Consider the following 23,363-nt stretch of genomic DNA (forward strand, 5'->3'; position numbering starts at 1 on the left):
GCATGGAGATAAACGATGGGATCATTGCAATGGTTTATTCTGGCGGTCATCGTCATGGCCGGGCTGGGGTACTGGAACTACCAGCGTATCGATGGCCAGCGTAAAGAGCTGTTAAGCGCTGGGTTTCAGATCTCTGATGACCTGAAAGGTAATCCCGGCCTGTTAATCAGCAGCTCTCAGCGGCAGGTTGCCGTTTTGATTCCGACGGGTTACCTGCGCGTCAGCTTTGATCAGATACAGAGTGCCGAGATCCGTTCCCGTGATACGGCCGAGACTGAAACTAATTTTCGTATCGCGCTGTTGCTGGAGAATGCGCCGGTGCCGGAGGTTGAGATCGGCTACCAGAATGTCCATAGCGTTGAGATTGCCCTGAAAAAATTGCGTCAGTTGACCGGCCATTAAACTGGCGATATCTATACTGATACTAAGATAGTATTTGTGCTTTGCACAAATTGTGTAGTATCAATAGCACTTTGCAGTTATGACAGGGGACGCTGAATGACAACGCTTCACGAAGACCTGCGGGATGATGTACGGATGCTCGGTGACTGTCTTGGGCAGACAATTACAGAGCATAAGGGGCAGGCGTTCCTGGACAAAATTGAAACCATCAGAGCGCTTTCCAAAGCGGCCCGATCATCAGGTAAACCGGTCGATGACGAGCTGCTGAAAGTCCTCAGTGAATTGAGTGATGATGAGCTGCTACCCGTCGCCCGGGCATTTACGCAATTTCTCAATCTTTCCAACATTGCTGAAGAGCATCACCGGGTTCGCCGTCGTTCCGGTATTATGGATGTGTGTACCAGTGATTCCTTTTGTGGTTTGCTTGGCCGGTTGCAACAACAGGGCTTAACTAAACAGCAGATCGCAGCTGCGGTGCGGGATATGGATGTCGAGCTGGTACTGACCGCCCATCCTACCGAGGTTAACCGGCGCACCATGATCCAGAAGTTTGATGCGATTACCGAATGCCTGCAACGGATCGACCGCGGCGAAGATCTGCGCCACCGCCTGCATGAGCTGATCAGCCAGGACTGGCACACCGATGCCATTCGCAAACAGCGACCGACCCCGATTGATGAAGCGAAGTGGGGCTTTGCGGTTATCGAAAACTCTCTCTGGGCTGCCGTGCCCGTATTTTTGCGCCACATCGACCAACAACTGTTTGATGCGACCGGCGAACATCTGCCGCTGAGTAGCTCGCCGGTACGCTTTGCCTCCTGGATGGGGGGAGATCGTGATGGCAATCCGAATGTCACCTCGGTGACCACCGAGAAAGTGTTGCTGCTGTCCCGCTGGATGGCGGCGGATCTGTATCTTAAGGATATTGACCGGCTGCGCAGTGAGCTGTCGATGAACCGCTGTAGCGCTGATATGCGTGCCCTGGTCGGTGATCACCCGGAACCTTATCGCGAACTGCTGCGTGAAGTCGAAACGCAGCTGATTAAAACCAAGTTCTGGACCACGGAGCGCCTGGAAGGTCGTCCGGTGGATAAAGAGGGGGTCTATATTGTGCCCCAACAACTGCTGGAACCTCTGCTGCTGATCGATGCTTCACTGCGCAGCTGCGATATGGGGGTTATAGCCGATGGCTTGTTATCCGATACGATTCGCCGGGTGGCCTGCTTTGGTATGACCCTGGTGAATCTGGATATTCGGCAGAATGCGGATCGTCATGCCGAAGTGTTTGATGAACTGACCGGTTATTACGGTATTGGTTGCTACAGCGAGTGGAGCGAAACCAATAAGCAGATGTTTCTGCTGAAAGAACTGCAGGAAAAGCGTCCCCTGTTGCCCCGCGAGTGGCAGCCCTCTGCTGATGTACAGGAGGTGCTGGATACCTTTAGTGTTGTGGCCCGGGAAGAGCCCAACTCACTGGGGTCCTATGTGATCTCCATGGCCAGTCAGCCGTCGGATGTACTGGCGGTGATTCTGTTGCTGAAAGAGAGCGGTATTCGCCACAATATGCGGGTAGTGCCACTGTTTGAAACCCTGGATGATCTGGATAATTCTGAAAACTGTATCCGTCAGTTGCTGGCGATCCCCTGGTATAAGGCTTATACCGAGGGCCATCAGGAAGTGATGATTGGCTATTCCGATTCCTCTAAGGACGCGGGGCAGCTGGCGGCGGCCTGGGGACAATACCGGGCCCAGGAAGTGCTGACAAAGGTCTGTAAAGAGTACGGTGTTCACCTGACCCTGTTCCACGGACGTGGCGGCACGGTTGGCCGTGGTGGTGGCCCAAGCCACACCGCGATTCTGGCGCAGCCTCCGGGTTCTGTTGCCGGGAGCCTGCGGGTGACCGAGCAGGGCGAGATGATCCGCTTCAAATTTGGCATCCCTGAAATTGCGGTGCGTAATCTTGAGCTGTACACCTCGGCGACACTTGAAGCAACCCTGGCACCCGCTCCAGGGCCGAAGCCGGAATGGCGTCAGCTGATGGATGAGATCTCCCTGACCGGACTGACCGCCTATCGCGAGGTGGTGCGTTTTGACCCGCAGTTTGTGCCCTATTTCCGCTCGGCTACGCCAGAGCAGGAACTGGCAAAACTACCACTGGGCAGCCGTCCGGCAAAGCGTAAAGTGGATGGTGGCGTCGAAAGCCTGCGGGCGATTCCCTGGATCTTCGCCTGGACACAGATCCGCCTGATGCTGCCCGCCTGGCTGGGCAGTGATGTGGCGCTGCAGGAAACCCTGGATAAAGGCCAGTTTGAACTGGTGCAGACGATGCGCAGGGACTGGCCGTTCTTCCGTTCCTATATGGATATGCTGGAGATGGTGATGGCCAAGTCAGATGGCAATATTGCCGCTTATTATGAAAAACGGCTGGTGTCTGAAGAGCTGGCCGTACTGGGGGCGGATCTGCGTTGTCGTCTGGCAAATACCATTGAACTGGTGAAAAAGATCAAGCAACAGGATACCTTGCTGGAGCATAGCCCGGTCATCCGTCAGTCAATTGAGGTACGCAACCCCTATATCGACCCGCTGCATTTTCTCCAGGCAGAGCTACTGTATAGGGATCGTAATCAGCCCGATGAGCGGCTGGAACAGGCGCTGATGATTACCATGGCCGGCATCTCGGCGGGTATGCGTAACACGGGATAACGGCACTCTCGGTTGTCCTGCTCTGCCGGACAGGATAGGGCAATTGTTTTGCTGATAATGATCAAGCCCGGTCAACTAAAGCCGATCTAATCCTATTAGGGGGTTGCTACCTCCCGCGGTTTTGACTAATCTCGGGCGTTCATTTTTAACGTTTTGTGTAATCGATATGACAAAACGGTGAACAGTTGCCTCCCGCAAACGGCAGAAATCCGGAAATGGTAGTAGGCCGAATGTCCTATTGTGAGTAGTAGGCAGAGCGCGATAATGTGCATTATTGTCCCGCAGATAAGCAATTTCAGTCGGTGGTTATCTAATAAACGGCCGACATTAAGATTTTAAATTATAAAATTAGAAATGGAGCAATCCTTACATGCGAATTATTCTTTTGGGTGCACCGGGTGCCGGTAAAGGTACTCAGGCTCAGTACATCTGTGAAAAATACAGTATTCCACAGATCTCTACAGGCGACATGCTGCGTGCAGCAGTGAAAGCTGGCACGCCTCTGGGGATCGAAGCCAAAAAAGTGATGGATGCCGGTGGTCTGGTATCTGATGAAATTATCATCGGTTTGGTAAAAGAGCGGATCACAGAAGCTGATTGTGCTAACGGTGCACTGTTTGATGGTTTCCCCCGCACCATCCCTCAGGCTGATGCGATGAAGGATGCCGGTGTTGCTATCGATGCCGTGGTTGAGATCGATGTGGCAGATGAGGAGATCATCAAGCGGATGGCTGGTCGTCGTGTTCATCCGGGTTCAGGCCGCACTTATCATGTTATTTTCAACCCACCTGCGGTTGAGGGTAAAGACGATGTTACCGGTGAAGACCTGGTACAGCGTGAAGATGATAAAGAGGAAACCGTGCGTCAGCGTCTGGATGTCTACCATGAGCAGACCGCACCGCTGATCACTTATTACAAAGGCTGGGCAGAAGAGTCGCCTGCTGATGCTCCGAAGTACAACTATATCCCGGGTGTCGGCAGTGTCGATGATATCCGTGATGCGGTATTTGCTGCTCTGGAAAAATAACGCTTTGTCATAAATGTGAAAAACCGCTGCTTTGATGTAAGAGTCAAAACAGCGGTTTTTTATTGCCTGTTATTCCGCGATAATAGCGCTTTGTTTTGAAATGGAAATACACTGATGTCTCAGCCCAAAACAGCTGTATTGCTGGTTAATTTAGGCTCACCCGATCAACCCACCCCAGAGGCAGTGCGCCGTTATCTGAAAGAGTTTCTTTCTGATCGTCGGGTCGTCGAGGGTGATGGGATCAGGCGCCTGGTCTGGCTGACGGTGCTTAACTGTATTATCCTGACGTTTCGTCCCCGTAAAGTTGCAAAGCTGTACGCCGCGATCTGGGATCAGGACTCTCCTTTGCGGCTGATACTCAACCGTCAGGTTGCTGCGCTGCAACTGGCGTTGCAGCAACAACTGCCACAGCGGGATATTCAGGTGTTCTCCGCCATGACCTACGGTAATCCTGGCCTGACAGCACGTTTAGACGAGTTGACCCAGGCGGGTTATCGTAACATTCTGGTGCTGCCACTCTATCCGCAATATTCGGCCACCACCACCGCACCGATCTATGATCTGATCTCTCGTTTTCAGCAACAGACCCGCAATTTTCCAGATATCCGGGTGGTGCATAACTACCACGACCACCCACTCTATATCAGTGCATTGGCAGAGTCAGTAAAGGCATTTCGTGCAGCTAATCCGCAGAGCGATAAGCTGGTGCTCTCTTATCATGGCATCCCACAGGAGTATGCGGATAAAGGTGATCCTTATCCTCTGCATTGCCATCGCACCTCTGAACTGCTGGCAAAACAGCTGGGACTGAATGCTGACCAGTGGCAGACCACCTTTCAGTCCCGTTTCGGACCTAAGGCATGGTTGCAGCCTTATACGGATAAAACCCTTGAGAAACTGCCACAGAGTGGTGTCAAACGGGTCGATATCATCTGTCCGGCATTTTCGGCGGACTGTCTGGAAACCCTGGAAGAGATCGCCGTTGAAAACCGTGATGTTTTTATGCAAGCCGGGGGCGAACAGTACCACTATATTCCGGCACTCAATGCTGACCCGGGAATGGTCAGCCTGATGGTCGCGCTGGTTAAACAGCATAGCTGCGGCTGGTTTTGCCAGACTTGTAACACTAACGAACAGAATGAGAAAAACGATGCATCCTGAATATATCTTTGGTATCCACGCCGCCACCACCACCCTGCAGCGTGACAGCAAGCGGGTTAAAGGGATGTGGGTGCTCAAAGGGCGGGTTGATGCGCGGATGCAGAAACTGTTGGACCTGGCGGCTGAAAAGAGTATCCGGGTCGAGTGGACTGGACGCAAAGAGCTGGATGAACTGGCTGAAAACGGCGTGCATCAGGGGGTGGTGGTCGCCTGCGAACCGATTCAGGCCAAGACCGAGCAGTTTCTTGATGCGCTGCTGGAAAAACTGGAAGAGCCCGCTTTCCTGTTGGTGCTGGATGGTGTGACCGACCCGCACAACCTCGGGGCCTGCCTGCGTACCGCCGACGCCGCCGGTGTCCATGCGGTGATCGCCCCCAAAGATAAGTCAGCGCCGCTCAACGCCACCGTCAGTAAAGTCGCCTGTGGTGCCGCAGAGGTGGTGCCCTACGTACTGGTCACCAACCTCGCCCGCACCCTGAAAGACCTGCAACAACGCGGCATCTGGATTACCGGCACCGCTGGCGAAGCCGACACCCTGATCTACAACGCCGACCTGAAAGGCCCAATGGCCCTGGTAATGGGCGCCGAAGGCCAGGGGATGCGCCGCCTCACCCGTGAACACTGCGACTTTCTGGTAAAAATCGATATGGCCGGGGAGGTCTCCTCGCTGAATGTATCGGTGGCGACAGGGGTGTGTCTGTTTGAGGCGGTAAGACAAAGAAAAGCTTAAGAGCCGTTGCTAGTGGTTAGACGTGGCTTCGCCACTTGCTAGAACGCCACTGCGTGGCTCGCTAGGAAAAGCAGACGCGACTGCGTCGCTTGCTAGAACGTCACTGCGTGGCTCGCTAGGAAAAGCGGATGCTTTATACGAGCCGGGCTGGCATGCCCTCTGGGTACCTCGCGGAGTTCTCACATCGCCTGATAATTGCCTTGCACAGCACTTTGTTGCACACTCAGTTTATGGAAAATTTAGCCAAGGCTAAACACACTGATCAATGAGCCCGCTCATCATCAGGGACGAGAATGCAGTAGCTGCCGTTTAGCTTTTCTCTTTATCACAGCTGACCTTGTAAAACGATAAACCTTGCAAGCTATAGAGCCTTGTAGGGTCGTATCAATAAAGTTGTCATACGAAAATGAAAATATATATATTGCTCACAATATCGGCATTACTAACAGGCTGTGTATCCACAACATATCTGACACAAGAGCCACAATTTGAAAATGAATTAGGCAATAAGAGGCTGACCCAAAGTGCAGTAATATGCTCAGTTAGAAATGATGCAATGTTTGAGCAAAATTTACCTTCTTTGAAATTATACAAGAACAGCCTTTCTGGTAAGTGTCCTAAAGGTAAAATAGTAAGTATGTTACCTGTGGGCGCTTTCATCGAATTTAATAAGGTATCTCGTACTAATTTGTTTCTACTGTTTCATACTGAACATTGGTTCCTTGAGGGGTCTGTTGTTATAAATAACAACAGAGAGAGGTTTTATTATTATTGGGGTATTACTGATTGTTGTAATAATACACCCCCAATGTGGGAACGGGAGTCTAAGTTTTGGCAGTAATCAATCGTATACAAATTGCAGCTGTTCGCGATCTACGGCTGCCGGACTTGCTATGCTCGCCCCTGTGCAAGGTGTTTTTCATAAGGACACAAAATGGTTCGATGGCCTGCGATCATTAAATACGAAGGTGACAGTGAGCTTACGTTCGTCTCTGGTTTATCAGAATGGGAATGTGATGCCGATCTTCACTTCTTCTCTTATGAAGAGGGTGATGTTCTGATCGACTCTGAAGGGGGGATATATGCCCTGGATAAAAGGGAGGCTGATTGCATCAACCCCAGGGCTACCGGCGGAAGCTTTAACAAAGAAGAGGTCCTTGAAATTATTAAAGAACATTTTTCAGCCATCGGAGAGTGTTGTGTTTCTAAATATTCTATCAGCACCATTTCTGAAGGTGTTGCTGCTGTGGGTTTGTTTCAGGGAAAATAACACGGGGTGTGAATAAACAGCCCGCTCAAGCAGAGAGCAAATGCTTTCATTGCTCTTGCCCTTCCTAGCAAGGAAAACTAAGTTTTCCGTCTAGCTACTCGCCACTAGCAAGTTGCGAAGCAACGTCTGATCAGCCGCGAAGCGGCGGTCTAGCCACTTATAAAGGCGATCTATCCATCAACCGCCGAAACTCTTCCTCCGGCACCGGCCTTGAGAACAGATACCCCTGCAGTTCTTCGCACTGTTCATCTTTGAGAAATTGCAGTTGGTTTTCAGTTTCAACACCTTCGGCAATCACGGTCATTTTCAGGCTTTTGCCCAGGGCGATGATCGCGCGGGTGATCGCTCTGTCGTTTTCGTCGACCTCAATATCGCGGATGAATGCGCGGTCAATTTTCAGTTTGCTGATGGGGAACTGTTTCAGATAACTCAGTGAGGAGTACCCCTGTCCGAAGTCGTCAATCGACAGGCTGATGCCCATCTGATGGAGTGCCTGTAACACTTTACGGGAGAGTTCCGGGTTTTCCATCAGCGCGCTTTCAGTAATTTCAAACTCGATACTGGAGGCATCGGCGTCGGAACACTGGAGTATTTCAGCCACTTCAGCCACGATCAGATCGCTGATCTGCTGCGTTGAGAAGTTAACCGCGACCTTTGGCAGGGTGTAGCCCATTGCGTGCCAGCGGCTTATATCTCTGAGGGCCTGTTCGATTACCCATCGGCCGATAGGGGCGATGAGGCCACTTTCTTCGGCGTAGGGGATGAACTGATCGGGTGCTAGTAGCCCCCTTTCTGGGTGATTCCAGCGAATCAGGGCTTCAGCCGCGACAATCCTGCCTGTTTCAGTGTTTACCTGTGGTTGATAATAGAGTTCAAACTGATCGTTTTTGAGTGCCTGATTCAGCTGTTCCAGGAGATTAAATCGCTTGGAGGCGGCTTCGGTCATCGATGAGTCGTAGAAGCAGAAGCCATTTCTGCCGTTGCGCTTTGCCTGATACATGGCTGAATCGCCATTGCGCAGAATCATGTCAGGGGTGCTGGCATCTTTAGGGAACAGGCAGATACCTATACTGGCGGTAATACGAAACGAATGTGTCTGAATCTCAAAGGGACGCTGTAGCTCACCGAGTAGTTTACGGGCGATTGTTTCAGCTTCGTCATCGCGTAACAGACCGGTAATCACGGTAAACTCGTCGCCCCCCAGTCGCGCAACCAGATCATCGCTTCGCAGCACCTGAGTGAACCGTTCAGAGACCTGGCGTAATAACTCATCGCCTGCACTATGTCCCAGGGTATCGTTAATCTCTTTAAAATGATCAAGGTCGATAAACATCAGTGCTGCATTCAGAGGCTGGCCCTGAGACCGGTCGAGCATCTCTTTTAACTGCTGCCACACATAGCGCCGATTCGGCAGAGCGGTGAGGTGGTCATGCAGGGTGCTGTGGCGCAGTTCTGCCGATCGCTGGTTGAGTCCGGAGATCATTTTGTTGACACTGTCACTGACCAGTCTGAACTCATTAAAGTGGATCTCTTCAGGGTTCAGGTGGGTCAGGGTGTCGACGGATCTTTCAAGGTTGGAACGGAATACCTTTAGGTTCTGCGATAGCTTGCGCATCATGAAATAGAGCAGGAAGCCGATAATGGCCATGGTGACCAGAATAATTTTCAGCGTATCGAAGACTCCCTGTTCAAACTCTTTTTTACGGGCATCAACATGCAGGGCTATCTTGTTTTTGACTGTGTCGGTGTAAAAACCGGTGCCGATGAATATTTTCCACTCATCCACTCCCAGAATGAAGGATACTTTCTCTGACTCTTCGCCGCTGTTTTTCTCCCACACATAGGTACTGAAAGTGCCTTCCGGGTGTTGCTGGGCTAATCGGGAGTTCTCCTGAACAACTTTGGTTCCCCTGGCATCGACGGTATCCCAGATGTTTTTCTGGCCAGCATGATATTCACCATTGGTGACATAAAGGTCGCCATCGTAGGAGTTTATAAAATAGTAACCCTCTTTATCCGGCCCGAAAGAGATATTGGCAATGCGTTGATAAACTTCATCTTTAAGTTGTTTCTCAAACAGTTCCAGGTAATCACCGGTTCCAATCACGAGGTTATAAGGTTTGAATAGTCTGAGATAACTGTATTTGTTCAGCGACTTCTTGCCATCGGGTAATAGCCATTGGTAACTGACAAACCCCTCTTGTTGGTTGTGTAAAAGCGTGATTATCTGTCGAATTGAATCCTGGCCCTCCTGGGGGAATGCGTCGGTGTAATGTTTTGTTTCTAAGGAGGGATCGGGTGGATAGAGATTAACCACGCCGTCAAGTGTATAGATAAAGTAGTAGCCTCTGTCCTGATTAAATCTGAGATCGCGTAGCGCCGCGTAAATCATATTCTTAATATCAGCGTCAGCGTTTTTGCCCTGCTGGCTGAGGTAGATCGATTCAGCTATTTGATAGGCCTGGTCAACTCTCTGTTGCAGTTCTGTTTTGAGTTTATTATTCGCCAGCTTGTTCTCACTCTGCAGGTAGTGTTTTATCGAGTGAACCCGGGCTTCAATCTCCTGTTTCTGCAAAGCGAGGTACTCTTGCGCAAAATGTTCGCCATCCCGCTCAAGGTATTGATATTGATTGCTGATCCACAGATAACCAATAAAGCCGCAGGCCAGAATAAACACTGCAATGGTGGCAAGAAAATAGCCAACGACGCTGAATGTAATCGGTTGTCTTAAGCGGCTATTATTCAACGTCCTATCCTTAATGATTTATCAGGGAAAAACAGGAGTGCTGGAAAACCAACGATGAAAGAAGAGATCAAATTTACACAGGCTTCCCAGATTTAAATCTACAACATCAGAGGCGTTTTGTCGCTTTGGGTGTGAGCATTTTGGTGAGACTGGCGAAATGTATTATCGCGATAAAAAAAGAGAACCAAAGGCTCTCTTTTTTACGTTTTTTCTAGCTACTATCTAACCCAACACCTCCTGTGTATGCAGGGCGATCATCGCTTCTTCATTGGTGGGAATAACCCGAACGATAACTTTAGCGCTGGCCTTGCTGATAATCGCTTCGCCCTCTTTATTAGCGCTTTTGTTCAGTTTAACTCCCAGCCATTCAAGCTGGTCGCAGATGCGTTTGCGCAGCTTGCTGTCATTTTCACCCACGCCACCGGTAAACACCAGTTGCTCTAAGCCCTGCAGTGCTGCCGATAAACGTCCGATCTCCAGGGCCGAGCGATAGGCGAACATGGCGATCGCTTGCTCCGCTTCGGGTTTATCTGACTGTTCCAGCTCAATCATATCGGAACTGATGCCGGAGACTCCCAGCCAGCCGCTCTCTTTGTAGAGGAAGTTCTCCAGCTGATCGGTATCCATGTGGTAGTGGCGCTGCAGATAGAGTAAGACGCCGGGATCGATGTTGCCTGTTCGGCTGCCCATTGGCAGACCGTCAACGGCGGTGAAGCCCATGGAGGAGGCGATCGATTTGCCTTTCTTAACCGCGCACATACTGGCGCCCGCACCGAGGTGGCAGATCACGGTTTTTTCGCTTTCGGCGCCTCGGCCTATTTTTTCCAGTGAGCGTTGAATAAACTCATATGAGAGACCATGGAAACCATATTTATGCACACCCGCAGCAGTGTATTTGCGGGGGATAGCGTAATGACGTTCGATGTCGGGCTGGTTGATGTGGAACATGGTGTCAAAACAGGCGATCTGCGGTAGCTCTGGTTCCAGTCGCTGACAGGCACGGATAAGCTTCAGATTGTAGGGCTGATGCAGTGGCGCCAGAGGAATCAGATCTTCCAGTCTGCTGAGGACGTTCTCATCAATGATTACCGGGTCACTGAAGGTTTGACCACCGTGTACGATCCGATGTCCAAAGGCGACGATGTGACTGTCGGGCATCTGCTTGCGCACCCATTGGATAACCTGATCAAGACAGGCCTGATGGCGATCTTCGATGTCGATGGCGCTCATATCCGGTTGATGCTGCTCTAGTGTCTCGCCACGGCTGGAGATCACTTTCATGACTGGCGCGTTGAGAATATTACCCAGTTTAAACTGATAGAGGCACTCAGCTCCACCGGCCTGTGGGGCAAACAATGCACATTTCAGGCTGGATGATCCGCCATTAACAGTCAGAACCAAACTCATATTATTTCACTCCCTGTGGGTGCAGAACCATGTGCGATGCCAGAGCACAGGAGGCCAGGCGCGCCAGAGTGCCGTCAGAACGGCTGTTGAGGATAATCGGTGCGCGGGCACCGAGTGCCAGACCTGCGGATTTAGCATCTGCCAGGTAGATCAGTTGCTTCGCGATCATATTCGCAGATTCAAGGTCTGGGGCCAGCAGAATATCAGCATCACCGGACACAGGGGAAGTGATGTGTTTATCAATGGCCGCTTGTAGGGATATGGCATTATCAAATGCCAGCGGCCCATCCAGAATCGCGCCGGTAATCTGCCCCCGGTCAGCCATTTTACACAGGGCAGCGGCATCAATAGTGCTCTGCATCGAAGGTTTAACTTTTTCAACAGCAGCAAGAATCGCGACTTTAGGCTCTTTCATACCCAGCGCATGGCAGAAGTCTATCGCATTTTGGACGATATCTCCTTTAGTCAGCAGGTCTGGAGCAACATTGATAGCCGCATCGGTGATCATCAGTGGTTTATGATAGTTGGGTACGTCAAGCACAAAGATATGGCTGAGGCGACGTTCGGTGCGGATACCCTGGGTTTTGTGGATTACGGCACTGAGCAGTTCAGAAGTGCTCAGATCTCCCTTCATCAGGGTTTCTGCCCGGGCTTCTCGAACCAGTCGCACGGCTTGTTCAGCGGCAGCATGGCTGTGTTCTACATCGATCAGTTCATAGTTATCAATATTCAGTTCATACTTATCAGCCGCTGCTCTGATCTTGGCGGCAGGGCCTACCAGAATCGGTACTATCAGCCCTCGTTCTGCGGCCTCAATGGCACCCAGTAAACCGTTATGCTCAACCGGATGGACCACTGCGGTGATCACCGGGCGGGCTTTAACCGCTTCTGCAATAAAGAACTCCAGCTGGTTATGGATGGGGGGCTTTTCTGAAAGAATCATTATTATTGCTCCAGGTATTCAATGGCTGCTAACCCGGGATGACCGCGTTAAACCTATACATTTGGCACTATCAGCGTTGCTGTTCACTCTATGTGAAGAGTATGAACTTCTTATGACGCAGTGCAACAAGAGGGTTAACTAAAATGAGGATATTTTCAACATGAAAGGGTGTTATTTGATCTAACGCAGGTGCGTAAAAATAAAGAGGTTAGACGTGGCTTTGCCGCTAGCTCGTGGTTAGAACGCCGCTTCGCGGCTGCTAGTTGTTAGACGGAAACTTCGTTTCCTTGCTAGAAAAATCACAGAAAAACAGCAACTGTAGTCATTATTGGGCTATTAGGATAAAGTGAAGTTCGATGGGTGGGAGTACCCGAATCGTAGTCTGTGATTTTGATTGGCTGTGTAGTTCGGCCAGGCACTCAAGACAGTTCAGGTGGATATCAAGGATGAGTACCATTGATCCTTTTTCCCTCTCTGGCAGCCCTTGTCTTTGCATACTTAGTCACATACTCCTGGTATTGACGACTTCTACGATACATATTTTACCCGTCTCTGGATTATAACGTACCTTGTAAGGTTGCAGAGCTTACAAGCTTTAGAACCTTGCAGAGCTTACAAGCTTTAGAACCTTGCAGGGCTTACTAATAAAGTTGTTAGCCTTACAAGGTACACAGCGGGCATGGATAGATTCAAGATTGAGGTCAACAAAAAGGGACATCCAGTAAGAAGAGAATCTTTCGATCTGGTGTTCAGGCAATCCTTCCATTACGGTGATTCCCTTCATTTCTATGTGCGCTCGTTGGTTGGTATGGCCAATAACTGTAGTGGTCAAGTAAAACTGGCCACCGCTTTAGAGGCTTTTTGGAAAAAGGACGAGTTAGGCTTTATGTGCTTATCTTTGCTTTTTCTAGCAAGTAAAACGAAGTTTTACGTCTAACCACTAGCAAGACACGAAGTGTCGTCTAGTAAGTCGCGAAGCGACGTTCTGTTCCCGGATACTTGCTATCCGGGAAGCGCTACGGTGTAATCCAATAAACAATTTATAGTGCGAGGGTTGGTTTAATGGACTGTCTGTTTTGTAAAATTCTGAATAACGAGATTCCGGCGGAGATCATTTATGAAGACGATAAGGTGATCGCCTTTAATGATATCAACCCTCAGGCACCGACCCATGCCCTGATTATTCCCCGTAAACATATTGCGACGCTGAATGATATTGAACCTGAAGATTGTGGGCTGGTTGGTCATATGGTGATGGTGGCGGGTAAGATCGCTGAACAGCAGGGGTTTGATGCCGACGGCTATCGGACGGTGTTTAACTGCAACAGCCATGGTGGGCAGACAGTTTATCATATCCATCTGCACTTGCTGGGCGGCAAACCGATGGGCTGGCCACCCTATCAGGACAAACTGAAAACCCCGGTTTGATGTGACAACCGCATAGTCAAAAAGAAACCGCCATTTCGGCGGTTTTTTGTTAATGATGCCAGGAAAACTGCCTGAATTCAGGCAACCTCTTCCACCTGGGGTTTGGGGGGGCAGTGGAGTTCATTGATGATCTCTCCACTCGGCGAGACCGACTCCAGATGGACATCGAAGCCCCATAGTCGGTGAAGGTGTTTAAGCACTTCATCGGTATCGTCACCGAGGGGTTGTTCGTTATGCATATAGTGACGCAATGTCAGTGAGCGGTCTCCTCTGATGTTGACGTTATAGATCTGAATGTTGGGCTCGCGGTTGCCGATGTTATAGCTGGCAGCCAGATTTTCACGCACCTTTTGATAGCCGTCATCATCATGTATAGCACTTATTTGCATGGTGCTCAGGGTTGAGTTATCGGTGATGGTAAACAGTTTCAGTTCGCGGATCATATGGGGTGACAGGTATTGCAGGATAAAACTCTCATCTTTGTAGTTGCGCATCGCGTGCTGCAGGGTTTGGTTCCAGTCGCTGCCAGCAATATCAGGGAACCACTTATAGTCCTCTTCGGTGGGGTTCTCGCAGATACGGCGGATATCCCGCATCATGCCGTAACCCAGCGCGTAAGGGTTGATACCATTGAAATAGGGCGCGTCAAACGGCGGCTGAAACACCACACTGGTATGGGAGTGGAGAAACTCCATGATAAAGCCATCGGTGACCAGCCCCTCCTCATGCAGATGATTAAGGATGGTATAGTGCCAGAAGCAGGCCCAGCCCTCATTCATCACCTGAGTCTGTCGTTGCGGATAGTAGTACTGAGCGATCTTTCTCACAATCCGCACAATTTCCCGCTGCCAGGGCTCCAGTAGCGGCGCATTTTTTTCTATGAAGTAGAGCAGGTTTTCCTCCGGATCTTTGGGGAAGCGGGGGGCTTTTTTCTCTTTGATCTCATCTTTTTTCGGAATGGTATTCCACAGCTGATTGAGGTGTCGCTGGATATACTCTTCGCGATCCATCAGGCGATTTTTTTCCTCTTCCGGGGTAATTGGCTGCGGACGAAGGTAACGGTTAACACCGTAGTTCATTAGTGCGTGGCAGGAGTCCAGCATCTGTTCGACGGCATCGACCCCGTGGCGCTCTTCGCACTTGGCGATGTAGTTCTTGGCGAACAGCAGATAATCAATAATCGCGGATGCATCGGTCCAGGTGCGGAACAGGTAGTTGCCTTTAAAAAAGGAGTTGTGACCATAGCAGGCATGGGCTATCACCAGTGCCTGCATCGTCATGGTGTTCTCCTCCATCAGGTAGGAGATACAGGGGTTGGAGTTGATGACGATCTCATAAGCCAGCCCCATCTGGCCGCGTTTGTACTGCTGTTCGGTGGAGACAAACTGTTTGCCAAATGACCAGTGGTTGTAATTCAGCGGCATCCCCACGGAGGAGTATGCATCCATCATCTGTTCAGAGGTGATAATCTCGATCTGATTAGGGTAGGTATCCAGACCGTAATACTCTGCTACCCGGGCGATCTCCTGATCGTACCGCTGGATCAGTTCGAAGGTCCATTCTGACCCGGTGGAAATCGGCTCGCGCTTTTTCATAGGGTCACTCCTTTTTCTCAAACAGTTTTCTGAACACCGGGTAGATATCGGCGGGTTCAATGATGGTCTGCATGGCAAAGGTTTCACCGAACTTTTCGCGAATCTGCTCATACTCCAGCCACAGGTTCTGATGTGGGCCGGTGGTGATCTCTACATAGGCAAAATATTGCACCAGTGGCAGAATCTGCTGTTCGAGAACTTCCCGGCAGATGTGCGAGTCGCCGTCCCAGTTATCACCGTCAGACGCCTGGGCAACATAGACATTCCAGTCTCCCGGCGGGTAGCGCTCACGGATAATCTCGGCGCTCAGATTGAGGGCGCTGGAAACGATGGTGCCACCGGTTTCCCGGGAATAGAAAAACTCCTCTTCGTCGACCTCTTTGGCATGGGTGTGGTGGCGCACAAACACCACCTCAATTTTTTTATAGCTACGGGTGAGAAACAGATAGAGCAGGATAAAGAAGCGTTTGGCAATATCCTTAATCGACTGGGTCATTGAACCTGATACATCCATGATGCAGAACATCACCGCTTTGGAGCTGGGCACCGGGGTGCGGATCAGGTTGTTATATTTAAGATCAAACTCGTCGATAAACGGCATCCGTTTGATGCGTTTGTTGAGTGTTTTGATCTCCTCGTTAAGAGCGTTGATCTGGTTAAGAGCGTCAGGATTGGGCAGTAAGCCCTCCAGGGTTTTTATCTCCGCTTTCAGCTCCCGGATTTTGCGGCGTTCTTTTCCCGATAGTGCGATACGCCGGGCGTTAGCCGCCCGCAACGAGCGGACAACATTGAGCTTATCGGGCGAACCGACACTGGTAAAACCGGCGCGGCGCACTTCAAAGCTGGTGGCGTCGCGCAGCTGCTTTTTAATCATGTTGGGCAGTTCAAGATCCTCAAACATAAAGTCGAGAAACTCTTCCTGATTGATCTGGAAGGTAAACTCGTCTTCACCCTCCCCCTGATTGCTGGCTTGCCCCTGGCCGGAACCACCGCCACCACCGCCTTCGGGACGCTTAATCTGATCGCCGACGACGAACTCTTTGTTGCCTGGGAAAACCCGCTGGCGGATGCCGCCATTACCATGATGAAAGACCGGTTCGGAAATATCCTTACTGGGGATACTCACCTCTCCGCCCTGATCAATATCACGGATACTGCGGGTGTTTACCGCTTCTTCAACGGCCCGCTTGATATGTTTCTTATAGCGGCGAAGAAAGCGCTGCCGGTTAACGGTGCTCTTTTTCTTTGCGTTTAGGCGGCGGTCGATGATATAGCTCATACAGCGCTCTCCTGGTCAGACCCGGCATAGGCAAACCCCGTTACTGGGATTTGCGCACCCTGATGTACCATTCTGACAGTAGTCGAACCTGCTTCTCGGTATAACCGCGCTCGGTCATCCGTTTGACAAATTCGCTGTGCTTTTTCTGGTCCTCAGTGGATGCTTTCGGGTTGAAGGAGATCACGGGCAGAAGATCCTCGGTGTTGGAGAACATCTTCTTCTCGATCACCGTGCGCATCTTCTCATAGCTGTTCCAGGCCGGGTTCTTACCGTCATTTTCGGCCCGTGCACGGAGTACAAAGTTGACGATTTCGTGGCGGAAATCTTTCGGGTTGCTGATGCCAGCGGGTTTCTCGATTTTTTCCAGTTCTTCACTGATCGCCTGACGGTTAAGAATATCGCCGGTATCGGGATCGCGGTATTCCTGATCCTGAATCCAGAAATCTGCATAGGTGACATAGCGGTCAAAGATATTCTGGCCGTATTCTGAGTAGGACTCCAGATAGGCGGTCTGAATCTCTTTGCCCAGGTATTCAATATATTTGGGCGAGATGTACTCTTTCAGATAGCCGATCAGCTTGTCATGGGTCTCCTGCGGGAACTGCTGCTGTTCGATCTGCTGTTCCAGCACATACATCAGGTGCACCGGGTTGGCGGCGATCTCGGTGGAGTCGAAGTTAAACACCTTAGAGAGAATCTTGAACGCAAATCGGGTAGAGATACCCTCCATCCCCTCATCGACACCGGCGTTATCTTTATACTCCTGCATCGATTTTGCTTTAGGGTCGGTATCTTTCAGATTTTCACCGTTGTAGATGCGCATCTTCGAGTAGATATTAGAGTTTTCCGGCTCTTTCAGACGTGACAGCACGGTAAACTGCGCCAGCATATTCAGCGTGTCAGGAGCACAGGGAGACTGTGCCAGAGAGCTGTTCTCAAGCAGTTTCTCGTAGATCTTCACCTCTTCGGACACCCGCATACAGTAGGGCACTTTGACGATATAGACCCGGTCGATAAAGGCTTCGTTGGTTTTGTTGTTCTTAAATGTCTGCCACTCTGATTCGTTGGAGTGGGCCATGATGATGCCGTCGAAGGGGATGGCGGCCATCCCTTCGGTGCTGTTGTAGTTGCCTTCCTGAGTGGCGGTCAAGAGCGGATGGAGCACCTTGATCGGAGCCTTAAACATCTCGACAAACTCCATCATCCCCTGGTTGGCATGGCAGAGTGCCCCGGAGAAACTGTAGGCATCAGGATCGTGCTGCGGAAACTCCTCCAGCATACGGATATCCACTTTACCCACCAGGCTGGAGATATCCTGGTTGTTTTCATCACCGGGCTCGGTTTTAGCCACCGCGATCTGATTGAGGATGGAGGGGTAGAGTTTCACTACCCGGAACTGGGTGATATCGCCGCCAAACTCATGAAGGCGTTTAACTGCCCAGGGGGACATCAGACCTTTAAGGTAGCGCAGCGGAATGTTGTATTCCTCTTCAAGAATTGCACCGTCTTCAAGCGGGTTAAACAGCCCCAGTGGTGATTCATGAATAGGAGAACCCTTAATGGCATAGAAGGGGATATGTTCCATCAGCGCTTTCAGTCGTTCAGCCAGGGATGATTTACCGCCCCCTACCGGGCCCAGCAGGTAGAGAATCTGCTTGCGTTCTTCAAGGCCCTGAGCAGCGTGTTTGAAGTAATCGACAATCTGCTCGATCGCATTTTCCATACCGTAGAATTCGAAGAAAGCGGGGTAGCGACGGATCATCTTGTTAGAGAATATCCGGCTCAGTTGAGGGTTGCGCGAGGTATCGATCAGCTCTGGTTCACCGATGGCGGCCAGAAGACGTTCGGCTGCACTGGCGTAGGCCATAGGGTCATTTTTACAGATTTCGAGATACTCCTGGAGGGAATATTCCTCCTCTTGCTTGGAGTCATAACGCGCTTTATATCGTTCGAAAATACTCATATGCCACCTTCCTGCTATATCTGACTCGGTTCGGCTACCTTCGCTTATAGCCTGAAACTCACTCAGGGCTCATAACATCATCTCTCGCTATTTCTTTGATTCAGTTTAGTTCATGGTTAACCTGCGTGTAGCAAATCTGAAAAATTTTTTATCCTCGTTTTGGTGAGTGTAGACATTATTAACTAATTGATTCTTTGGCTAAATCGCCAAGCACTGCCCGCATAAATCGTGCTGCTTCACCACCGGTTGCTGCACGATGGTCAAAGGTCAGCGACAGCGGCATCACCCGTCGTATAGCGATCTCACCTGCTACGGGCATCACCTGCTCCCGGATCACCCCCGCCCCCAGAATGGCCACTGTGGGCGGTACGACAATCGGGCTGGCGTAGCGTCCTGCAATGGTGCCGAAATTGCTCAGGGTGATTGTGCCTCCCTGCAGCTCTGATGGCGGAATGGTTCGTTTGATGACGTCCTCTCGCATACGGTTGAGTCCTTTACGAATATCCTCCAGAGAGCGATTACCGATATCGCGGAGCACCGGAACAAACAGCCCCTGTTCGGTATCCACCGCAACCCCCAGGTTAATTTGAGACAGCACTCTTCGTGCCAGTTGCTGTCCATCGAACCAGGTGTTGAGCGCAGGCTCTGCTTGGCAACCCGCTGCTACGGCGTGTATCAGGCGCATGGTAATATCTTCGCCAGCCCCCCAGTCATGGATATCTACATCCTCATGGAGGGTCACCGGAACGACCTCGGCATGGGCCAATGCCATATTTTTGGCCATCTGTTTGCGAACGCCCCTTAATGGTGCGGCTTTGCCGTGGGTACGATCCGTTTTCGCCATGCGCTCAATATCATCGCTGGTGAGCTGGCCGTCTCGACCGCTGCCGCTAAGGTTTTCAGTGTCGACATTAAGCCGGTTTGCCAGCGAGCGTACCGCCGGTGTCATCTTCTGACTGTGTGCCCGGGTGCTCGGGGCTGCGCCGATAAAAAAGTCATCATCAGCGCGGTTGCTGGACTCCCGCTTCAACTCCCCCACCACCGTACCGCTGTCATCCTCTTCTCCGGCAAACTCCAGTAACGGCTCGCCGGTATGAATCGTGTCACCAGCCTGGCCGAACAGGTGGGCAATTACGCCATCCTGTGGCGAGGGGATTTCGATAATCGCTTTCGCAGTTTCAACGGTGGCTAATATCTGATCGGTGGTAACGCTGTCCCCCTCGCTGATCATCCATTCAACAATTTCAGCTTCGGGTAAGCCTTCCCCAAGATCCGGTAGCTTGAAATATTTCATGCGAACTCCAGTGTGGCCGTGACCGCATCGATGATATCGGCGGTGTTGGGCAGATAGTGGTTTTCCATTCGGTAGTAGGGCATGACGGTGTCATAACCGGTGACCCGTGCAACGGGAGCCTGCAGACTCAGCAGGCCGCGCTCGGCGAGGGTGGCGGAGATCTCTGCGCCAACAGCGCAACTTTTTGGGGCTTCGTGGATAATCACGCAGCGACCGGTTTTGGCCACCGATGCCAGAATGGTTTCGTGGTCGATCGGGTTGAGCGTGACGACATCGATCACCTCACAGCTGATCCCCTGTTGCGCCAGCTGGTCCGCCGCTTCGAGGGTCTCTTTAATCATCGAGCCCCAGCTGACCAGGGTAATATCAGCGCCTTCCCGCAGGGTATAACAGCTATCCAGCGGCAATGCCTCGCCATTGTCTTCGACGGTCTGGGCATTCAGCCGATAGATCCGCTTAGGCTCCAGAAACAGCACCGGGTCGGGGTTACGAATCGCCGCCAATAGCAGTCCGTAAGCGCGTTTAGGAGAGGAGGGAATGACAACCCGGAGCCCTGGAATGTGGGCAAACAGTGCCTCGGTGCTTTCGGAATGGTGCTCCGGTGCATGGATGCCTCCGCCGAAGGGTGCCCGCAACACCATTGGACAGTGTAGCCGTCCACGGGTGCGGTGACGCAGACGGGCTGCGTGGCAGATAATGTGTTCCATGGTGGGAAAGATAAACCCCATGAACTGAATCTCCGCCACCGGCTTTAGCCCCTGGGCGGCCATGCCGATTGTCAGCCCGGCGATCATCGTTTCTGCCAGCGGAGTGTCCAGCACCCGTTTGATACCAAACGCCTCTTTCAGGCCGACCGTGGCTCTGAAGACGCCGCCATTAACACCGACATCCTCTCCCAGAACGATAACTGATGAGTCCCGCTGCATCTCAGAGCGCAGAGCGAGGTTAATTGCCTCGATCATCGTGATTGGCTTATTCATGATGATTCCCTCCCGGTTGGGCATTGCGGATCAGGCGTTGGCGCTGCTCTTGCAACGCCTCAGGCAGCTCGGCATAGAGGTAATCGATCAGATCTTCGACTGGCGGTGCGGGCTGTTGCAGAAAGTCGTCCAGCCCCTGTTGAATGATCTGGCTGACCTCTTTCTGCCAGGCGGTTTCCTGCAGTTCATCCCACCACTGTTGTTCATGCAGAAAGGTTTGCAGACGTTTGATCGGTTCCCGTTCCCAGGCGGCTTTGAGTTCATCGTTGCTGCGATAACGGGTGGCATCATCGGCGGTGGTATGGTCTGAGAGACGATAACTGATCGCTTCGATCAGGGTGGGGCCTTTCCCCTCACGGGCGTGTTTCAGCGCTGCTGCGATCGACTCGTGCAGTGCGATGACATCATTGCCGTCCACCTGTTCTCCGCGGATGCCAGCGCCGATCGCTTTCTGTGCCAGGGTTGGCGCGCAACACTGGATTGAACGGGGCACCGAGATCGCCCACTGATTATTGTTAACCATAAACACCACCGGCAGTTGCCAGACTCCGGCGACATTCAGTGCTTCAAGGAAATCGCCCTTTGAGGTCGCCCCATCGCCACAGACGGTTACTACGGCGCGTTTTTCGCCCCGTATTTTGATGGCGGTCGCGACACCAGCGGCGTGCAGTGCCTGAGTGGCAATCGGCACCGAGTTGGGAAAATCCTCGCCCATCGCCGGTGAGGCGTTACCCCGCTCATCGCCGCCCCAGTATCTAAGCATATCTGCCAGAGACAGCCCCCTGAGCATCTGCAGTGCGTGGTTGCGATAATAGGGCACCAACACATCGTCGCGCTGCATCAGATCGCCGAGCACCACTTCGATCGCTTCGGCCCCCAGCAGCGAGGCATAGGTGCCCATCTGACCGGTACGTTGCAGGGCGATAATCTTGTTATCCAGTTGCCGTGCCAGCACCATGTTGCGGTAGTAACGCACCAGCGTGTCGGGCTGTCCGGTCCAGTCGGGCAATGGCTGAAGTGGCTTCCCGGTTTCAGAAAGGAACTGACTGTAACTGATCTGCGCCTGATAGATGGTGTCCATAGCGGTCTCCTTACGCGGCCTGATAGGGTTTCAGACTGGCCTGACGGATGATCGTTGCTGCTCTCAGATCGGCAATCAGGCTGGTGGGTTTTTGCTCCGCGTCGGCGTGTTTATAAAGTTCCAGCAACGCGTCATAGATCGAATCGACTTTCTGGCGGATAACCTGCTCATGATGGCGGGCATGGTTCAGGGCGACGAAGATCAGTCCGCCGGCATTAATCAGATAATCAGGTGCATAGAGAATGGCCCGTTGGCACAGGGCATCCCCCATGCTGTCATCTGCCAGCTGATTATTGGCTGAGCCTGCGACAATAGCGCAATTGAGTCGGTTAACCGTATCGGGGTTGATAATGGCACCGAGTCCACAGGGACAGAAAATATCCGCAACGACATCGTAGATTGCATCAGGTTCGACCGTTATCGCATTAAACTCAGCGCTTGCCCGGGCAACTTTCTGCGCATCGATGTCGCTGACGGTGAGTCGCGCTCCGGCAGCATGCAGCAGGCTGGCGAGGGCATAACCCACATGCCCCAGCCCCTGAATGGCGACATGGATGTTGTGCAGATCGTCGCTGCCAAAACGGAATTTTGCGCTGGCGCGAATACCGGCAAATACGCCGAATGCGGTAGAGGGTGATGGATCACCCATCTTTCGGGTGCAGGTGACGTAAGGGGTGTTGAGAGCGATGTTATCCATATCACTGATCTGGGTGCCGCTGTCCATCGCGGTAATATAACGCCCGCCTAAGCTGTCAACAAAATGGCCAAAGCTCTGCATCAGCCGGGTGCGGTCAAACAGACCTGAGGGTTTTATGATGACCGACTTGCCACCCCCATGGGGTAGTCCTGCCAGGGCTGCTTTATAACTCATCCCTTTGGCCAGCCGGATCGCATCGGTTATCGCCGCGGTGGTGTCGGCATAGTCAATGAAGCGGCAGCCGCCAATAGCCGGGCCGCGAAACGTATCGTGAATGGCGATAATCGCCTGCAAACCGGTATCTGGATCCTGCCAGAAATGCAGATCCTGTAAACCGGCGCTTTCCATCTGTCTAAACATCACGGGATCCTCCGTATGCGTTTCAAACGTTGGAACTGCCTGAAATAGTGTCAGGGTCAGTGGCATAACCGTCTCACCCTGCGCGATTGCCGATCTTTTGGATCGGGCAATAGGTGCTGTATGTCTTTTGGATAGCACAGTCTGGAAGAAAGTTCAGCCCGGCAAATTCAGCGAAAAAAAATTTCAGGGGGTTATTAAAGAAGCAAGGCTTTTTGCTGCAGCGCATTAACTCCAATGAGGATAAGGGGTCGGTGAAGAATCAGCAGAGACTTCAGGGGGCGTTTGGGACGGAGAAAA

General features: G+C 51.7%; 19 protein-coding genes. 9 read left to right on the plus strand and 10 right to left on the minus strand.

Annotated features, from left to right (window positions below; genetic code table 11):
• Nucleotides 1–15: 15 nt before the first annotated feature.
• From ACQY8X_RS11945 to ACQY8X_RS11970, 6 genes are all read left to right on the plus strand, one after another.
• On the plus strand, nt 16–402 hold the full coding sequence (locus tag ACQY8X_RS11945) for a hypothetical protein (protein ID WP_428035370.1): 387 nt from the start codon (nt 16–18) through the stop codon (nt 400–402).
• Between the two features lie 96 nt (nt 403–498).
• Nucleotides 499–3,105 (plus strand): phosphoenolpyruvate carboxylase, encoded by a 2,607-nt coding sequence (gene ppc / locus ACQY8X_RS11950; protein ID WP_428035371.1) that lies wholly within the window; start codon nt 499–501, stop codon nt 3,103–3,105.
• Nucleotides 3,106–3,475: 370 nt separating this feature from the next.
• A complete protein-coding gene (gene adk, locus ACQY8X_RS11955) occupies nt 3,476–4,132 on the plus strand; it encodes an adenylate kinase (RefSeq protein ID WP_428035372.1) in 657 nt (218 codons plus the stop codon).
• A 114-nt stretch (nt 4,133–4,246) separates the two neighbouring features.
• Nucleotides 4,247–5,293, plus strand: coding sequence for a ferrochelatase (hemH, locus tag ACQY8X_RS11960; RefSeq protein ID WP_428035373.1), 1,047 nt, complete (start codon nt 4,247–4,249; stop codon nt 5,291–5,293).
• Nucleotides 5,283–6,023, plus strand: a complete 741-nt coding sequence (gene rlmB / locus ACQY8X_RS11965; RefSeq protein ID WP_428035374.1) for a 23S rRNA (guanosine(2251)-2'-O)-methyltransferase RlmB — start codon at nt 5,283–5,285, stop codon at nt 6,021–6,023. The genes hemH and rlmB overlap by 11 nt, the downstream gene beginning before the upstream one ends.
• Before the next feature lie 934 nt (nt 6,024–6,957).
• Nucleotides 6,958–7,293: a DUF4144 family protein gene (locus tag ACQY8X_RS11970; protein WP_428035375.1), complete on the plus strand. Its 336-nt coding sequence runs from the start codon at nt 6,958–6,960 to the stop codon at nt 7,291–7,293.
• A 157-nt stretch (nt 7,294–7,450) separates the two neighbouring features.
• Here ACQY8X_RS11970 and ACQY8X_RS11975 read toward each other — a convergent pair whose 3' ends face one another.
• The 3 genes from ACQY8X_RS11975 to ACQY8X_RS11985 form a co-directional block, all read right to left on the minus strand.
• Nucleotides 7,451–10,039 (minus strand): bifunctional diguanylate cyclase/phosphodiesterase, encoded by a 2,589-nt coding sequence (locus ACQY8X_RS11975; RefSeq protein WP_428035376.1) that lies wholly within the window; start codon nt 10,037–10,039, stop codon nt 7,451–7,453.
• A gap of 222 nt (nt 10,040–10,261) precedes the next feature.
• The gene (locus ACQY8X_RS11980; protein WP_428035377.1) at nt 10,262–11,446 is read right to left on the minus strand and encodes an acetate/propionate family kinase; all 1,185 of its coding nucleotides are present in this window, start codon (nt 11,444–11,446) and stop codon (nt 10,262–10,264) included.
• Nucleotide 11,447: 1 nt separating this feature from the next.
• Complete coding sequence (locus ACQY8X_RS11985; RefSeq protein WP_428035378.1) at nt 11,448–12,389, minus strand: bifunctional enoyl-CoA hydratase/phosphate acetyltransferase; 942 nt, start codon at nt 12,387–12,389, stop codon at nt 11,448–11,450.
• A 679-nt stretch (nt 12,390–13,068) separates the two neighbouring features.
• On the opposite strand from ACQY8X_RS11985, the gene ACQY8X_RS11990 reads away from it, so the two are divergent.
• Both ACQY8X_RS11990 and ACQY8X_RS11995 read left to right on the plus strand, forming a co-directional pair.
• The gene (locus tag ACQY8X_RS11990) at nt 13,069–13,326 is read left to right on the plus strand and encodes a hypothetical protein (RefSeq protein ID WP_428035379.1); all 258 of its coding nucleotides are present in this window, start codon (nt 13,069–13,071) and stop codon (nt 13,324–13,326) included.
• Nucleotides 13,327–13,451: 125 nt separating this feature from the next.
• Entirely contained in the window at nt 13,452–13,817 is a 366-nt protein-coding gene (locus tag ACQY8X_RS11995; RefSeq protein WP_428035380.1) for a histidine triad nucleotide-binding protein, read from the plus strand.
• Between the two features lie 77 nt (nt 13,818–13,894).
• On the opposite strand, the gene ACQY8X_RS12000 is transcribed toward ACQY8X_RS11995, so the two are convergent.
• The 7 genes from ACQY8X_RS12000 to ACQY8X_RS12030 all read right to left on the minus strand — a co-directional run bounded on the left by ACQY8X_RS12000 (nt 13,895) and on the right by ACQY8X_RS12030 (nt 23,066).
• Nucleotides 13,895–15,412, minus strand: a complete 1,518-nt coding sequence (locus ACQY8X_RS12000; RefSeq protein WP_428035381.1) for a SpoVR family protein — start codon at nt 15,410–15,412, stop codon at nt 13,895–13,897.
• Between the two features lie 4 nt (nt 15,413–15,416).
• On the minus strand, nt 15,417–16,691 hold the full coding sequence (locus tag ACQY8X_RS12005) for a YeaH/YhbH family protein (protein WP_428035382.1): 1,275 nt from the start codon (nt 16,689–16,691) through the stop codon (nt 15,417–15,419).
• Nucleotides 16,692–16,731: 40 nt separating this feature from the next.
• Nucleotides 16,732–18,654: a PrkA family serine protein kinase gene (locus tag ACQY8X_RS12010; protein ID WP_428035383.1), complete on the minus strand. Its 1,923-nt coding sequence runs from the start codon at nt 18,652–18,654 to the stop codon at nt 16,732–16,734.
• 178 nt (nt 18,655–18,832) lie between these two features.
• Complete coding sequence (locus ACQY8X_RS12015) at nt 18,833–19,948, minus strand: dihydrolipoamide acetyltransferase family protein (RefSeq protein ID WP_428035384.1); 1,116 nt, start codon at nt 19,946–19,948, stop codon at nt 18,833–18,835.
• Nucleotides 19,945–20,928 (minus strand): alpha-ketoacid dehydrogenase subunit beta, encoded by a 984-nt coding sequence (locus ACQY8X_RS12020; protein WP_428035385.1) that lies wholly within the window; start codon nt 20,926–20,928, stop codon nt 19,945–19,947. The genes ACQY8X_RS12015 and ACQY8X_RS12020 overlap by 4 nt, the downstream gene beginning before the upstream one ends.
• On the minus strand, nt 20,921–22,009 hold the full coding sequence (gene pdhA, locus ACQY8X_RS12025) for a pyruvate dehydrogenase (acetyl-transferring) E1 component subunit alpha (RefSeq protein WP_428035386.1): 1,089 nt from the start codon (nt 22,007–22,009) through the stop codon (nt 20,921–20,923). Before pdhA ends, ACQY8X_RS12020 begins: the two co-directional genes overlap by 8 nt.
• A 10-nt stretch (nt 22,010–22,019) precedes the next feature.
• Nucleotides 22,020–23,066: a Leu/Phe/Val dehydrogenase gene (locus tag ACQY8X_RS12030; protein ID WP_428035387.1), complete on the minus strand. Its 1,047-nt coding sequence runs from the start codon at nt 23,064–23,066 to the stop codon at nt 22,020–22,022.
• 113 nt (nt 23,067–23,179) lie between these two features.
• On the opposite strand from ACQY8X_RS12030, the gene ACQY8X_RS12035 reads away from it, so the two are divergent.
• Nucleotides 23,180–23,363: hypothetical protein (locus ACQY8X_RS12035; RefSeq protein WP_428035388.1), on the plus strand; the 184-nt coding region annotated here is incomplete at its 3' end.

It is taken from the genome of Amphritea sp. (assembly GCF_050300915.1).
Lineage (GTDB): Bacteria > Pseudomonadota > Gammaproteobacteria > Pseudomonadales > Balneatricaceae > Amphritea.